The 12,979-nt window shown below is 64.8% G+C and carries 14 protein-coding genes and 1 other RNA gene; 11 read left to right on the top strand and 4 right to left on the bottom strand.

Annotated features, from left to right (window positions below):
* The first annotated feature begins 8 nt into the window (after window positions 1–8).
* On the top strand, window positions 9–815 hold the full coding sequence (locus H9L13_RS05390) for an LD-carboxypeptidase (protein ID WP_187539688.1): 807 nt from the start codon (window positions 9–11) through the stop codon (window positions 813–815).
* A gap of 82 nt (window positions 816–897) precedes the next feature.
* The gene (locus tag H9L13_RS05395; RefSeq protein ID WP_187539690.1) at window positions 898–1,164 is read left to right on the top strand and encodes an SWIB/MDM2 domain-containing protein; all 267 of its coding nucleotides are present in this window, start codon (window positions 898–900) and stop codon (window positions 1,162–1,164) included.
* A 79-nt stretch (window positions 1,165–1,243) separates the two neighbouring features.
* On the opposite strand, the gene H9L13_RS05400 is transcribed toward H9L13_RS05395, so the two are convergent.
* The 3 genes from H9L13_RS05400 to H9L13_RS05410 all read right to left on the bottom strand — a co-directional run bounded on the left by H9L13_RS05400 (window position 1,244) and on the right by H9L13_RS05410 (window position 3,041).
* Window positions 1,244–1,960 carry an extensin-like domain-containing protein gene (locus H9L13_RS05400; protein WP_235091210.1) on the bottom strand — a complete coding sequence of 239 codons (717 nt, stop codon included), beginning with the start codon at window positions 1,958–1,960 and terminating at the stop codon, window positions 1,244–1,246.
* Entirely contained in the window at window positions 1,948–2,691 is a 744-nt protein-coding gene (locus H9L13_RS05405) for an NUDIX hydrolase (RefSeq protein ID WP_187539692.1), read from the bottom strand. Before H9L13_RS05405 ends, H9L13_RS05400 begins: the two co-directional genes overlap by 13 nt.
* Window positions 2,692–2,774: 83 nt before the next feature.
* Window positions 2,775–3,041 (bottom strand): membrane lipoprotein lipid attachment site-containing protein, encoded by a 267-nt coding sequence (locus tag H9L13_RS05410; RefSeq protein ID WP_187539694.1) that lies wholly within the window; start codon window positions 3,039–3,041, stop codon window positions 2,775–2,777.
* Between the two features lie 108 nt (window positions 3,042–3,149).
* On the opposite strand from H9L13_RS05410, the gene ssrA reads away from it, so the two are divergent.
* Both ssrA and H9L13_RS05420 read left to right on the top strand, forming a co-directional pair.
* Window positions 3,150–3,491: a transfer-messenger RNA gene (ssrA, locus tag H9L13_RS05415) on the top strand.
* Between the two features lie 163 nt (window positions 3,492–3,654).
* Window positions 3,655–5,700, top strand: coding sequence for an amidohydrolase family protein (locus tag H9L13_RS05420; RefSeq protein WP_187539696.1), 2,046 nt, complete (start codon window positions 3,655–3,657; stop codon window positions 5,698–5,700).
* Here H9L13_RS05420 and mscL read toward each other — a convergent pair whose 3' ends face one another.
* Entirely contained in the window at window positions 5,701–6,123 is a 423-nt protein-coding gene (gene mscL / locus H9L13_RS05425; protein WP_187540173.1) for a large conductance mechanosensitive channel protein MscL, read from the bottom strand. It abuts the gene before it with no gap.
* A gap of 139 nt (window positions 6,124–6,262) precedes the next feature.
* Between mscL and H9L13_RS05430 the strand changes: the two genes are divergently transcribed.
* The 7 genes from H9L13_RS05430 (at window position 6,263) to nadC (ending at window position 12,970) form a co-directional block, all read left to right on the top strand.
* Window positions 6,263–6,862 (top strand): LemA family protein, encoded by a 600-nt coding sequence (locus H9L13_RS05430; RefSeq protein WP_187539698.1) that lies wholly within the window; start codon window positions 6,263–6,265, stop codon window positions 6,860–6,862.
* A 1-nt stretch (window position 6,863) separates the two neighbouring features.
* Window positions 6,864–7,694: a TPM domain-containing protein gene (locus H9L13_RS05435; RefSeq protein ID WP_187539700.1), complete on the top strand. Its 831-nt coding sequence runs from the start codon at window positions 6,864–6,866 to the stop codon at window positions 7,692–7,694.
* Window positions 7,688–8,368 (top strand): TPM domain-containing protein, encoded by a 681-nt coding sequence (locus H9L13_RS05440; protein ID WP_187539702.1) that lies wholly within the window; start codon window positions 7,688–7,690, stop codon window positions 8,366–8,368. Before H9L13_RS05435 ends, H9L13_RS05440 begins: the two co-directional genes overlap by 7 nt.
* Window positions 8,365–8,877, top strand: coding sequence for an NUDIX hydrolase (locus tag H9L13_RS05445; RefSeq protein WP_235091214.1), 513 nt, complete (start codon window positions 8,365–8,367; stop codon window positions 8,875–8,877). Before H9L13_RS05440 ends, H9L13_RS05445 begins: the two co-directional genes overlap by 4 nt.
* 108 nt (window positions 8,878–8,985) lie before the next feature.
* Window positions 8,986–11,199 carry a M3 family metallopeptidase gene (locus H9L13_RS05450; protein WP_187539704.1) on the top strand — a complete coding sequence of 738 codons (2,214 nt, stop codon included), beginning with the start codon at window positions 8,986–8,988 and terminating at the stop codon, window positions 11,197–11,199.
* A gap of 54 nt (window positions 11,200–11,253) precedes the next feature.
* A complete protein-coding gene (locus H9L13_RS05455; RefSeq protein WP_187539706.1) occupies window positions 11,254–12,087 on the top strand; it encodes a metallophosphoesterase family protein in 834 nt (277 codons plus the stop codon).
* A gap of 37 nt (window positions 12,088–12,124) precedes the next feature.
* Window positions 12,125–12,970, top strand: a complete 846-nt coding sequence (gene nadC, locus H9L13_RS05460; protein WP_187539708.1) for a carboxylating nicotinate-nucleotide diphosphorylase — start codon at window positions 12,125–12,127, stop codon at window positions 12,968–12,970.
* Window positions 12,971–12,979: the final 9 nt, after the last annotated feature.

The following is a 12,979-nucleotide window of genomic DNA, read 5'->3' on the forward strand; positions in this document are numbered from 1 at the left end:
ATCGCCGGATGAAGATTGCCGTGGTTGCCCCAAGCTGCACCCTGAAGCGCGACGCGGCTGACCGGCTGGAGGCGCTCGCGGCATCGCGCGGGGACTGCGAGTTGGCGATTCATCCGCAATGCTTCTTGTCCGACGGCCATTTCGCCGGATCGGACGAACATCGCCTGGCAGCGCTTCGCGAGGTGATGGCCGACCCCACGGTGGACGCGGTCTGGTCGGCGCGCGGCGGCTACGGATCGAACCGTATCGCCGAGGCCGCGGTGCGCGACCTTCCGCCAGCCGCCCGTGACAAAATCTATCTCGGCTATAGTGATTCGGGTTTCCTCCATGCCGCATTCCACAAGGCCGGGCTGAAATGCGCCTGGGGGCCAATGCCGCAAGATGTGGCCCGCGAGGGCGGGGAAGCGGCCGTGACGCGCGCGATCGACTGGCTTGTTCGGCGCGACGCGGCGGCGATTGAGCCCGCGCTGCAAGCGCCGGCGATGGCGTTCAACCTGACCGTGCTCGCGGCGCTGCTCGGAACGGTACTGGAACCCGACCTGCGCGGCGTCGAATTGCTCATCGAGGATGTGAGCGAGCATCACTATCGCATTGACCGGACGATGTTTCATGTGACGTCGAGCGCCAACGTGCGCAGCGTCGCCCGCCTGCGCCTGGGCAGGGTTGGTGACATACCGGCGAACGACCCCGATTTCGGCCGCGATGAGAGCGCGATTGTCGAGGAGTGGTGCCATCGCGCGGGCATCCCGTACGGCGGCCGCGCCGACATTGGACACGATACCGAAAACAAGGTGGTACCGTTCGGTTCAAATTGAGACGGATTCTTCTTGCCGCAGGGCCATTGCAAAGCGTCTGCACTTGCGCTCTATCCATAGACCGGAACAACAGGAGGGCCTGATGGCACAAAGTGGTCGTAAAGCAGGGGGCGGACTGGCCCGCCCGGTTCAACCTTCGGCGGATCTCGCTGCGATTACCGGGAGCGATCCGCTGCCGCGCAGCCAGGTGGTTTCGAAGGTCTGGGACCATATTCGCAAGAACAACCTGCAAAACCCGCAAAACAAGCGGGAAATCGTCGCCGACGACAAGCTGAAGAAGGTCTTTGGGGGCAAGGATCGCTGCAGCATGTTCGAAATGAACAAGCATCTTTCGAACCATCTGAAATAAGCGTTTCGGATTGTTCGATCAGAAGGGGATCCGCCGCGGCGGGTCCCCTTTTCGCATGTGCGGCTTGCGACTCGTGTGCCTAGCGGCAGACGGAAAAGCCGCTCCTGCCTCGCTCGGCCTGGTCGAAATGCAGATGATCGGCGTGCGCGGCGTTGTAATCGGGTGAAAGCGCCGTCGCGAACAGATCGCAGCCGCCGTCATGCACGTCCCGCAGGAAGGCGCCCTTCGCGCCCGCCGCCCAGTCCCGCAGCACGCTGACGTCCGTCCCGTCGGCAAGTCCAAACCCAATGATATCCAAGGCGTTGGCCGTGGCATGCTCGCTGAACTCGCCTTCGCTTTGCCCGTAGAGGCGTCGGCAGCTATAGCTTCCCGCATGGCGCACTTCGACGACGCGTGACGACAAGTGCCGCGCTGCAGCCGGCTGCAGGATCTGCCGTTCGAACACCAGCATCGCCGCGGCGACAGGGCAGCTGGTGACGACGTTGGGGGGTGCAAAGCGCGCCTCGCTTTTCGCGGGTAGGAGGGTCACGCCATCGCGGTAGCCGCAATTGGGTTCCCCTAACCGCGGCGCCGCCGCCGTATCGGCCGACCCCGCCTGCCGCAGAAGCGCGCGGCACTGTGCGGGATCGTCGCGCAATGCGACCAGCTTGCGCAATGTGAAGCGCCCGATCGGGTCATCCAGGCGCAGCGGCGTCCACGGCACGTCCTGCGGGTGCTTGCGCACATAGTCGCGGCCGAAGAGGTAAGCGGCCACGCCAAGGCCGAACAGGATCAGGATGACGATCAGCCGCGCCACAGGCCGTCCAGTCTCTCCTCCGTGACCGGATATCCCAGATGGTCGGGAATCTTGATGAACTTCTCGCCGCCGCGTTCCTCGACCCAGGGCGTGACCGGATCGATCGGGTGCGCGAGCGCGTCGGCGCGAATGTCCGCAAAAGACCCATGCTGCGCCAATCGCTCGAGATTGCGGCGGGTCGGGAAGATCAACCGGCTCTGCCCGCGCCGATCACGGTCGAGCACCTCCTGCGCAGTGAGCCAGTACGCGCCGGCACATTCGCGCTCGATCACCGTCGGTTGCCAGTCGCCGTCGGGGCAGCGCGCAACGTAGAACAGCGTGTCGAAGCGGCGCACCGCGTGAAACTTGGGCACCCAGCGCGCAAAGGGGGTAAGCTCGGCCGCGTCCAGAAGCAGCCCGGCATCGAGAAGAACCTCGCCGAACGTCTCGTCCGCAACCAGCCGCGCCTGCAAGGCACGGCTGGCTTCGGGGTCCGGCACCGGCGCAAGGCCGACGGGCACAGCCGTTTCCTCGATCGTCTCGCGAATGGCGGCGACGGCGGCGCCGTCCGTAATCCCGGCCTGCTCGGCGAGGCGGCGATCACCATCATCGATACGGCCGCCGGGGAAGACGAGCGCGCCCGCCGCGAAGGCCATCCCTGCGGCGCGTTCGACCATCAATAGTTCCGGTGGTCCAGCGGCGCAGTCGCGTACCAGGATTAATGTTGCTGCGGGGATCGCCTCGTCGCTCATGTGCCCTCCAGCTAGGCGTTGGCGGCCCAAAGAAAAAGCCGCCCGTCGCCAGGCGGCTTTCCCTTTTCCTGCGAGCGGGAAGGTTACATCCCGCTGACGTTCTGCTCGTCCTCGTCGACCGGATTGGCGGTATTGTCGACCGCATTCTGCTCTTCCAGCTGCTGCTGCTGCGTACCGAGCGCCGCGGCTTCGGCAGCGGCCGCATCGTTGGCGGCGTCGCTCGACAGATCGTTAAGTTCGGCCGGCGGCTGGTTCATTTCCGCATTGCCGACCGCATCCTGGTTATCGCCACTGCATGCCGCAAGCGCGAGGGCAGCGGTTCCGACGAAGGCAAAAACAAACTTTTTCATGTGCTTGGATCCCCAATTCAACAGATTGCGCGCGCCGCCATACCAGCAGTCGACAATCGGATTCCAGTGCGTTTTCCAACCCCTCGACCGACAAGGCGGTTCCGCCAAATCCTTGAGGTTCACGCTTCGTGCGCCTATCTAGGGCGTGCCGGGGAAACCCGGCTACGTCGGTAGATTGTTGAGTGGAATAAGCACTTCGGACCCGGGGGCAGTACCCCGGCGCCTCCACCACCAGCCCTCGTCGCGAGGATTGCTGATGGGGGCGAAATAGGATCGACGAGTGCGGTAAAGGCTTGGCTGCCGATCGGTAGGAGACCACCGTGAAGGCTCAATCACACAAGTGCTAACGATAACGAAGCACTCGCGATTGCCGCGTAACTGACGTCCTAACGGACTAAGTTACAAAGCTTAAGCGCGGTCGGACCCCACCGGGCAACAGAAGGGGATTCCAGCGGCCGCCAGGGGGCCGGGCAACAGAACCCCCTGGACTTATTCAAAGACGCGGAGCGCCGGGCAACACAAGCTCCCCACCTCCTTTTGTCGTTTTGTCGAGGCGCCCCTTGCGTCGACCTCTTCTCCTCGGCCACAACAGCGCATCCGAAGGGGGCTTCACATGAAATTTGCACCAGCTTTCGCAGCGATCCTGCTCGCCACTGCATCGACGTCGGCACTGGCCGCGCCGGTGCCCAAGGAGCAGCTGATGAAGCCGCCGGCCAATGCGGCGCATTATGTCGTCGTCTCCCAGGCCGGAAAGCACGGCGACCAGTGGGTGTGGACACAGCCCGACGGTTCGCTGGCGGGGCGCTATTCGCAGTCGCTGCGCGGCTGGATCACCGAAGTCGACGACGTGGTCACGCTCGGCAAGGACGGGATGCCGGTGGCGCTGACGGTGCGCGGCGTGACCCCCAACGGTGATGCTGCCGAGACGTTCGTCATGAAGAACGGCAAGGCGGCGTGGAAAGCGACCGCCGACAGCGGCGACCTGCCGGCGTCCAACGCTTTCTATCTGTCTACCGGCGGCACGGTGGCGCAAAGCCTGCCGATGATCGACCGGCTGGTCGCGGCCGGGAGCGCGGGCATCGCTTTGTTCCCGAGCGGGCGCGCGACGCTTGAGAAAGGCCCGACGCTGGAGATCAAGGGGCCGAGCGGTCCCAAGACGGTGCAGTTGGCGTGGATCCGCGGCCTGGGCCCCTCGCCCTCGCCGGTGTGGCTCGACAGCGACGGAAAGTTCTTCGCCAACGTCAGCTACATTTCGACCTTCCCGGCCGGGTACGAATCCAACAACAAGGCGATGAACGATTTGCAGGATGCCGAAACCGCCAAGGCGGTTCGCGCCATCGCGCACCGCTTCCGCGATCCCGCGAACAGGGCGCCGGTGCTGTTCGACAATGTCCGCCTGTTCGACGCCGACAAGGGGATCTTCCTCACCAACCGGGCGGTGATGGCGCAGGACGGCAAGATCGTCAGGATCGGGGCCGCGGGGTCGCTCAAGGCGCCGGCTGGGGCCAGGGTCATCGACGGCAAGGGCAACACGCTCGTCCCCGGCCTGTGGGACAGCCACCTCCATATCGGCGACGACTGGAGCGTGCTGGCCAATCTCGCCACGGGCATCACCAGCTTCCGCAGTCCCGGGACGGAGATCGACCGCGCGGTCGATGCGACCACGCGTTGGAAGTCGGGCGACCTGTTGATGGGAGAGCCGTTCGTCGCTCAGATCATCGACCAGAAGCACCCGCTGGCGGCGCAGGGCGCCGAGGTCGTGTCGAGCGAGGCCGAGACGGTCGCCGCGGTGCGCAAGATGCACGAGGCAGGCCTGTGGGGCGTCAAATTCTACACCTCGATGAATCCTGCCTGGATCCCGGCCGGCGCCCGCGAAGCGCACAAGCTAGGGATGCAGGTGCTGGGTCACGTCCCCGCGACGATGCGCCCGCTCGATGCGGTCAAGGCCGGGTATGACGAGCTCACCCACATCAACTTCGTCGCCATGCAGGCGATGCCCGATGACGTCGTCAACAAGGCCAATACGGCGCAGCGGATCGAAGGGCCGGCGAAATATTTCAAGGACGTCGATTTGAACGGGCCCGTGATGAAGAATTTCATCGCCGAACTGGCCAGGCACAAGACGGTGGTCGATCCGACCTTGGTGGTGTGGGAAGCGACGATGGAATCGGATGGCGGCGTTCCGTCCGACGCCTACGCGCCGTACATGGGACTGCTCTCGCCCTCCTTCGACCGCTACTTCAAGTCGGCCGGCTATCCGGTGGTCGAAGGCTATTCGCGCGACGATTACCGCAAGAGCTTCGCCAAGCTGGTCCAGCTGGTCGGCGCCTTGCACAAGGCGGGGGTGACCGTCGTCGCCGGGACCGACGGGCAGGGCATCGAGCTGGTGCGCGAGCTCGAGCTCTACAAGGAAGCCGGAATGACCAATGCGGAAGCGTTGCAGGCGGCGACGATCGTCCCCGCCCGCCGCGTCGGCGTCGCCAAGCGGACCGGATCCATCGCGGTCGGCAAGGAAGCCGACATGGTGCTGGTGGATGGTGACGTGTCGACCGACCTCGGGGCGTTGCGCCGCGTGCTGACGGTGGTCAGCGACGGTTATGTCATGGACGGCGACGCGCTGCGCAAGGACGCTGGCTTCCAGGGTCGCCCCAAAAGCTGATCAGCGCCGCCGCAGTTCGTCTCGGATTTCGGTCAGCAGCTCGGTCTCGGTTGGCCCCGCGGGGGCGTCCGGGCCGCGCCGCATCGCCTTGTTCGCCGCCTTGATCAGCAAGAAGATGATGAAGGCGAGGATAAGGAAGTTGATCAGGACGGTGACGAATTGTCCCCAGCCGAGGACGGGCGCGCCGGCCTTTTTGAGTGCGGCGTAGTCGGCCAAGCTGCCGCTGTAGCCGTCTGGTACGGGGCCGAGCAGCACGAAATAGCTGGAGAAATCGAGCCCCCCGAAGATCGCGCCGATGACCGGCATGATGATGTCTTCGGTCAGGCTGGTCGCGATGGTCGCAAAGGCAGCACCGATGATGACCGCGACGGCGAGGTCGAGCACGTTGCCACGCGCAATGAAGTCCCGGAATTCCTTGATCATGGCCGCATCCCCCAGCAGCTTACGCCGCATCCTAACCCAATTCCCGCCCGCATGCACTGTGTTGCCGCCCTACGACAGCATATTGCAACGAAACGGGGCCGTACCTAGTTATGCCCGCGACACTCTTGTGGAGGGGACGATGACCGCAATTCGCCGAACCGGACTGCTTGCACCCTTGGTGGCGTTCAGCCTCGCGGGATGCGGGCTGAACAGCGTTCCCACCGCCGAGGAGAACGTCAACGCGGCCTGGGGCAATCTGCAAAGCGAATATCAGCGCCGCGCCGACCTCATCCCCAACCTTGTCGAAACGGTGCGCGGCTATGCCCAGCAGGAACGCGCGGTGCTGACCGAAGTGACCGAGGCGCGCGCCGGGGCGACCCGCATCCAGCTCAGCCCCGAGGACCTCGACAATCCGGAGCGCATGCGCGCCTTCACCGAGGCGCAGAACCGGCTGACCGCGGCGATCATCCCCTTGCAGCGGATGCAGGAGGCATACCCAGACCTCAAGTCGAACCAAAATTTCCTGACGCTGCAATCGCAGATCGAAGGCACGGAAAATTCGATCCTGGTCGGACGCCGCGATTATAATGAGGCGGTGCGCGCTTATAATACGCGCATCCGCACCTTCCCCGACGCGATCGGCGCCAAGGTCTTCTACGGCGCCAAGCCCAAGGTGCCGTTCGAGGCCGCGTCGGGCGCGCAAAACGCGCCCAGGGTCGATTTCAACACGACGGGCTGAGGTGGCGCGCTTCCTAGCCGTCTTCTGGCTGGCGCTCCTTGCGCTGGCTGCACCGGCCGCGGCGCAGACCTTTCCGCAACTGACCGGCCGCGTGGTCGATCAGGCCGACCTTCTCCGTCCCGAGCAGGAGCTCGACCTCGCCAGCAAGAGCGAGGCGCTCGAAGCCCAAACCGGACGGCAGTTCGTCATTGCGACGGTGCGCAGCCTCGAAGGGCGGCCGATCGAAGACTACGGCTACCGGCTCGGACGCGCCTGGAAGATCGGCGATGAAAAGCGCGACGATGGTGTGATCCTGCTCGTCGCGCCGGCCGAAAAGAAGGTGAGGATCGAAACCGGCTATGGCGCGCGCGTGTTCCTGACCGACGCATTGTCGAGCGTCATCGTGCGCGACGCGATCCTGCCGCGTTTCCGCGCGGGTGATTTTGCAGGCGGGATCACCGCCGGCGCCGACCAGATCGTCAAGACGATGAGCTTGTCGCCGGCCGAGGCGCAGCGGCGCACCGCCCAGGCCCAGCAGCAGGAAAAGGCCCGCGATACGAGGGGCGCTGGGTTTCTGCCCGTCATTTTCATCATGATCGTCTTCTTCATGATCATCCGCGGGCTCGCGCGCCGCCCCGGCGGGCGGCGGTTCCACAGCCGCGATCGGCGGCGGGGCCGGAGCGGGATCGACCCATGGGTCGTGCTGTGGGGTCTAGAAGCGCTGAGTCACGCCTCGCGCGGGCGCGCCGGCGGGTGGGGTGGCGGCGGATTCGGCGGTGGCGGCGGCGGGTTCGGCGGCTTTTGGGGCGGCGGGGGTTCGTTCGGCGGCGGCGGGGCGTCCGGCTCATGGTGATCCCGCGCATGAGCGAGGTCGACCACCAAAAGGTGAGCAAGGCGATCGCCGCGGCGGAAGCGCAAAGCGACGGCGAAATCATCGCGGTCACCACCGACCTTAGCGATGCGTATCACGACGTCGCGTTGCACTGGGCGGTGCTGGTGATGATCGCGACTCTCGCCATCTTCGCCGCCGCGCCGTCCGTGCTGCATTTCTGGTTCGGCATCTTCTTCGGCGGCTGGCGGCCCGACCCGTCACTTGCTGAGTTGTTGACGCTTCTGCTGTTCGCCGCGGTCATCAAGTTCACCGCCGTCCTGCTGATCCTGAAATATGTGCCGCTGCGGCTGGCATTGACGCCGGGCGCGACCAAGACCCGGCGGGTACGGCGGCGCGCCATCTCCATTTTCAAAGCGGGGGCTGAACGCCGCACCGTCGGGCGAACGGGCGTGCTCATCTATCTGTCGATGGGGGAGCATCGTGCCGAGATCGTCGCCGATGAAGCCATCACCCACGTGACCACGCCCGAAACCTGGGGCGAAGCCATGGCGGCGCTGCTGGTCGAGGTGAAGGCGGGGCGCATCGCCGACGGCATGGTGGCGGCGATCGAGCAGGTCGGCGTCGTCCTCGCCGAACACTTCCCGCGTTCTTCCACGGACACCAATGAAATTCCGGACAAATTGATCGAGTTGTGACCCAGGACGATCCTCCGGAAGAAGTGATGTGGGCGGGCAAATATGTTCGCGCCATGCGCCAGGGGCAGTGGGAATATGCCAGCCGCACTCACGGCACGCGGGCCGTCGTGATCCTTGCCGAGCATGACGGAAAAATCATCCTGATCGATCAACCGCGCGTCGCCGTCGGTCGACGCTGCCTTGAGCTTCCGGCGGGCTTGATCGGCGACATCGACGCCGGCGAGACGGTCGAGGCCGCGGCGGTCAAGGAGCTGGAAGAGGAAACCGGCTTTACCGCTGAGCGGATTGAACGGCTTGGGGATTTCCATGCGTCGCCGGGCATGTTGTCCGAAAGCTTCACCCTCGTGCGCGCGCATGGTGTGCGCCGGATCGGGTCTGGCGGCGGCGACGAGCATGAGGACATCAGCGTTCATCTCGTGGCGCGGGAAGAAATTGCGGACTTCATTCAGCGCAAGCGCGGCGAAGGACTGGCGGTCGACGCCAAGCTGCTGATTTTCCTGAACTTCTGACTCAGTTGGTGTTCACGATCTGCCGTTTATCGAACTTTGTCTTGCAGGCCGGGAACAGATCGTTACGCGGTCGCGCACGGTTTTTGGAAATGTCGAGGGGTTTAGAGCATGAAGCGGATGATGTTGGCCGGGAGTGCGATGGTCGCGCTGACGACGGGTTTGGTGGGACAGGCGATGGCTGCTGATGCGATTGCGGCCGCGGGTGCGCAGGCGGCGGCACAAGCCGTGCCGAACAATATCCTGCTGCAGGAGTGGACGGGCCCGTATGACGGGGTGCCGCCGTGGGACAAGGTCCAGCCGAACCAGTTCGCCCCGGCCTTCCAGTTTGCGATCGACGAGCAGCGCCGCGAATATCAGGCGATTGCCAACAATCCCGAAGCGCCGACCTTCGCCAACACGATCGAGGCGGGCGAGCGCGCGGGCCAGCGGCTCGGCCGCGTCCTGGCGGTGTTCGGGGTGCACACCGATAATCTGTCGACACCGGAAATCCAGGCGATCGACAAGGAATGGTCGCCCAAGCTGACCGCGGCGTTCGACGAAATCACGCTCGATCCCAAGCTCTTCGCGCGGGTCGAGACACTCTACAACAATCGCGCCTCGCTTGGCCTCGACGCCAAGCAGACGCGCCTGCTCGAACGCACCTATGAATCGATGGTGCGCAACGGCGCCAAGCTCAACCCGCAACAGAAAGCGCAGCTGAGCCAGATCAACCAGCAACTGTCGTCGCTGTTTTCGGACTTCAACAATAATCTCCTGGCTGACGAAGGCACGTTCATCCGTGCCACGGCAGCCGAAATGGCGGGCGTTTCGGACGACGTGAAGAATGCCGCGGCGGAGGTCGCCAAGTCCAAGGGGTTGCCGGCGGGTACCTATGCGATCCGTAACACGCGTTCGGCGGTCGAGCCGGTGCTGACCTTCGGCAGCAACCGCGCGCTTCGCCAGAAGGTGTTCAACGCCTTCGTCAACCGCGGCGACAACGGCAATGCCAACGACAATAATGCCAACATCGCCAAGATCGTGAAGCTGCGCGCCGATCGCGCCAAGCTGCTCGGCTATCCGACGCACGCGCATTGGCGGATGCAGGACACGATGGCCAAGGATCCGCAACGCGCGATGGACCTGATGATGCGCGTGTGGACCCCGGCGGTTGCCCGCGTGAAGGAAGAGGTTGCAGACCAGATGCCGTTCGCACGGCGCGACGGGATCACGCGGATCGAGCCGTGGGACTATCGTTATTACCAGGAGAAGGTGCGCAAGGCGAAATACGACCTCAGCGAAGATGAGATCAAACCTTATCTCGAGCTGTCGAACCTGGTGAACGGCATGTTCTGGTCGGCCGGTCAGCTGTACGGCCTGCAGTTCAAGGAAAACACCGGCACCGTGCCGGTCTTCCACCCGGACGTGCGGACGTTCGAAGTGAGCCGCAACGGGCAGATCACGGGCCTGTTCTATCTCGATACCTACGGGCGTGAGGGCAAGCGTTCGGGCGCGTGGATGACGACCTACCGCAGTCGTGCGGGCCTGCTCGGCGACGACATCGTGCTTGCATCGAACAACAACAATTTCACCAAGCCCGCTGCGGGCCAGCCGGTGCTCGTTAGCCTCGACGACGCATCGACGCTGTTCCACGAATTCGGCCACGCCATCCATTACCTGCTGATGGACGTGAAATATCCGTCGCTTGGCGGGTCGCAGCGCGACTTCGTCGAATACCCCAGCCAGGTGAATGAGAATTGGCTGCTCACCCGCCCGGTGCTCGAGCGCTTCGCCAAGCACTACCAGACGGGCCAGCCGATGCCGCAAGCGCTGGTTGACAAGATCGAGAAAGCCGAGACCTTCAATCAGGGCTTCTCGACCGTCGAATATCTGTCCTCGGCGCTGGTCGACATGAAGCTGCACTTGAAGCCCGACGGCGTGATCAATGCCGACGCCTTCGAGCGTCAGACGTTGGGCGAACTTGGCATGCCGCGCGAGATGGTGATGCGTCACCGCCTTCCGCAATTCGGGCATTTGTTCTCGGGCGACAGCTATTCGGCCGGCTATTATTCCTACCTGTGGTCGGAAACGATGGACGCCGACACCTGGGCGGCGTTCGAGGAGACCGGCAATCCGTTCGACAAGGCGACCGCGGACCGTTTCCGTACGACCTTGCTGACGACCGGCAACGAAACCGACCGGGCGGAGGCATACCGCCAGTTCCGCGGCCGCGATCCGGACGTCAACGCGCTGCTCAAGCGCCGCGGCTTTCCGACCGGCGGCGCCGCGCCGGCACCTGCAGCGCCCGCAACGTCGGGCGAGCGCGGCGAACGCGGCAAGCGGTAAGGCGGATCGCCATAAGTGAATGAACCGGGCGGGCCAGGGCGCGTTTTTCGTGCCGTGGCCCGCTTAGTTCATCTTTCCGACCTGCATTTCGGCGCGCACGACGACCGGCTGGTTGCCGCCGTCGAAACCAGCGTTGCCGACCTCAAGCCCGACCTGGTCGTCATCAGCGGCGACTTCACGCAGCGTGCGCGCACCGAACAGTTCGAAGAAGCGTGCCGATTCCTCGATCGTATCCGCCAGACCGGCGTCGAGGTGCTTGGCGTTCCGGGGAACCACGACGTCCCCTTGTACGACGTTCTGCGGCGTTTCCTGTCGCCGCTGACGCGCTACCGCCGCTATATCGACGAGACGCTTTGTCCCTTCCATGAGCTTCCGGGCGTTGCCGTGCTCGGGCTCAACACCGCGCGTTCGCTGACCTTCAAGGACGGCCGCCTGAACGAGGAGCAGGTCGCCTTCATCCGCAACACTTTTGCGCGCGTGCCCGAGCAATCCTTCCGTATCCTCGTCACGCATCATCCGCTGTTCGCGCTTCAGGTTGGGGACGATCTGACTCCGGCCATTGGGCGCCAGGAACTCGCGCTCGACGCGGTCCAGGATGCGGGGGTGGACATGCTTCTCGCCGGTCATAACCATCATGCCTCGACCCATGAAGCGGGCGATCTGGTGACGCGCGCCGGCGGCACCCTGGTGGTTCAGGCAGGCACCGCGACCTCGACCCGCGTGCGCGAACAGGATCAGAGCTTCAATACCATCGATGTCGGCGACGGCGCGGTGACGATCACCGTCAACCACTGGCAGTCCGACAGGTTCTGTCCCGCGGACGCCGAGAAGTTCCAGTGGCAGGATGGCCGCTGGAAATCGGGCAAGGCGGCCGAGCCAGCGCACTGACTTGTCCCCGCTGCCGCCGCTCGCCTAGACGCCGGTCATGACACTTCCGCCCGGCTTTGATCTCGACGGCTTCGTCCAGCGTACGCTGGCCGAAGATCTGGGCCAGGGTGGCGACGTGACGTCTGCCGCCACCATCGCCGAGGAAGCGCGCTTCACGGCGGTGATGGACAGCCGCGAGGAGATCGTCATTGCGGGGCTGGAGATCGCCGCTGCCTTCTTCCGCAAGCTCGATCCCCAAGTCGATCTCGCGGCGATGGCCGCCGATGGAGATCGTGTTCCCGCAGGGGCGGACCTGATGCGCTTGTCGGGCGCCGCGCGCGCCATGCTGACGGCCGAGCGATCCGCCTTGAACACGCTTCAGCATCTGTCGGGCATAGCGACGTTTACCCGGCGCTATATCGACGCCATCGCGGGCACGGGCGCGGTCCTGCTCGACACGCGCAAGACGACGCCGGGCCTGCGCATCCTCGAAAAATATGCGGCGCGTATGGGTGGAGCGCAGAATCACCGCATGCGGCTGGATGACGGCGTCCTCATCAAGGACAATCACGTTGCCGTCTGCGGCGGGGTTGCCGAGGCGGTGGGCCGGGCGAAGGCGGCGAATACCGGCCTACAGGTGCAAGTCGAGGTCGACCGCATCGACCAGATCGAACCGGCGTTGGCCGCGGGCGCGGACCGCCTGTTGCTCGACAACATGCCGGTGCCCGTGCTGTGCGAAGCCGTCGCGCTCGTCGCGGGGCGGGTCCCGCTGGAAGCGTCGGGCGGCGTCAATCTCGACACTATCCGCGGCATTGCCGAAACCGGCGTCGACTTCATCTCGGTGGGGCGCATCACGCAATCGGCACCGGCGGTCGATATCGGCCTCGATTACGCCCTCACCTAGGAACCCCAA

It is taken from the genome of Sphingomonas lutea, assembly GCF_014396785.1.
GTDB classification, from domain to species: domain Bacteria; phylum Pseudomonadota; class Alphaproteobacteria; order Sphingomonadales; family Sphingomonadaceae; genus Sphingomicrobium; species Sphingomicrobium luteum.

Excerpts from the sequence above, each read along its gene's own strand:
- H9L13_RS05410 (WP_187539694.1), bottom strand. The coding sequence starts at position 3,041 with ATGAAAAAGTTTGTTTTTGCCTTCGTCGGAACCGCTGCCCTCGCGCTT.
- H9L13_RS05450 (WP_187539704.1), top strand. The coding sequence starts at position 8,986 with ATGAAGCGGATGATGTTGGCCGGGAGTGCGATGGTCGCGCTGACGACG.
- H9L13_RS05420 (WP_187539696.1), top strand. The coding sequence starts at position 3,655 with ATGAAATTTGCACCAGCTTTCGCAGCGATCCTGCTCGCCACTGCATCG.
- H9L13_RS05440 (WP_187539702.1), top strand. The coding sequence starts at position 7,688 with ATGGTGATCCCGCGCATGAGCGAGGTCGACCACCAAAAGGTGAGCAAG.
- H9L13_RS05430 (WP_187539698.1), top strand. The coding sequence starts at position 6,263 with ATGACCGCAATTCGCCGAACCGGACTGCTTGCACCCTTGGTGGCGTTC.
- H9L13_RS05395 (WP_187539690.1), top strand. The coding sequence starts at position 898 with ATGGCACAAAGTGGTCGTAAAGCAGGGGGCGGACTGGCCCGCCCGGTT.
- mscL (WP_187540173.1), bottom strand. The coding sequence starts at position 6,123 with ATGATCAAGGAATTCCGGGACTTCATTGCGCGTGGCAACGTGCTCGAC.
- nadC (WP_187539708.1), top strand. The coding sequence starts at position 12,125 with ATGACACTTCCGCCCGGCTTTGATCTCGACGGCTTCGTCCAGCGTACG.
- H9L13_RS05405 (WP_187539692.1), bottom strand. The coding sequence starts at position 2,691 with ATGAGCGACGAGGCGATCCCCGCAGCAACATTAATCCTGGTACGCGAC.
- H9L13_RS05390 (WP_187539688.1), top strand. The coding sequence starts at position 9 with ATGAAGATTGCCGTGGTTGCCCCAAGCTGCACCCTGAAGCGCGACGCG.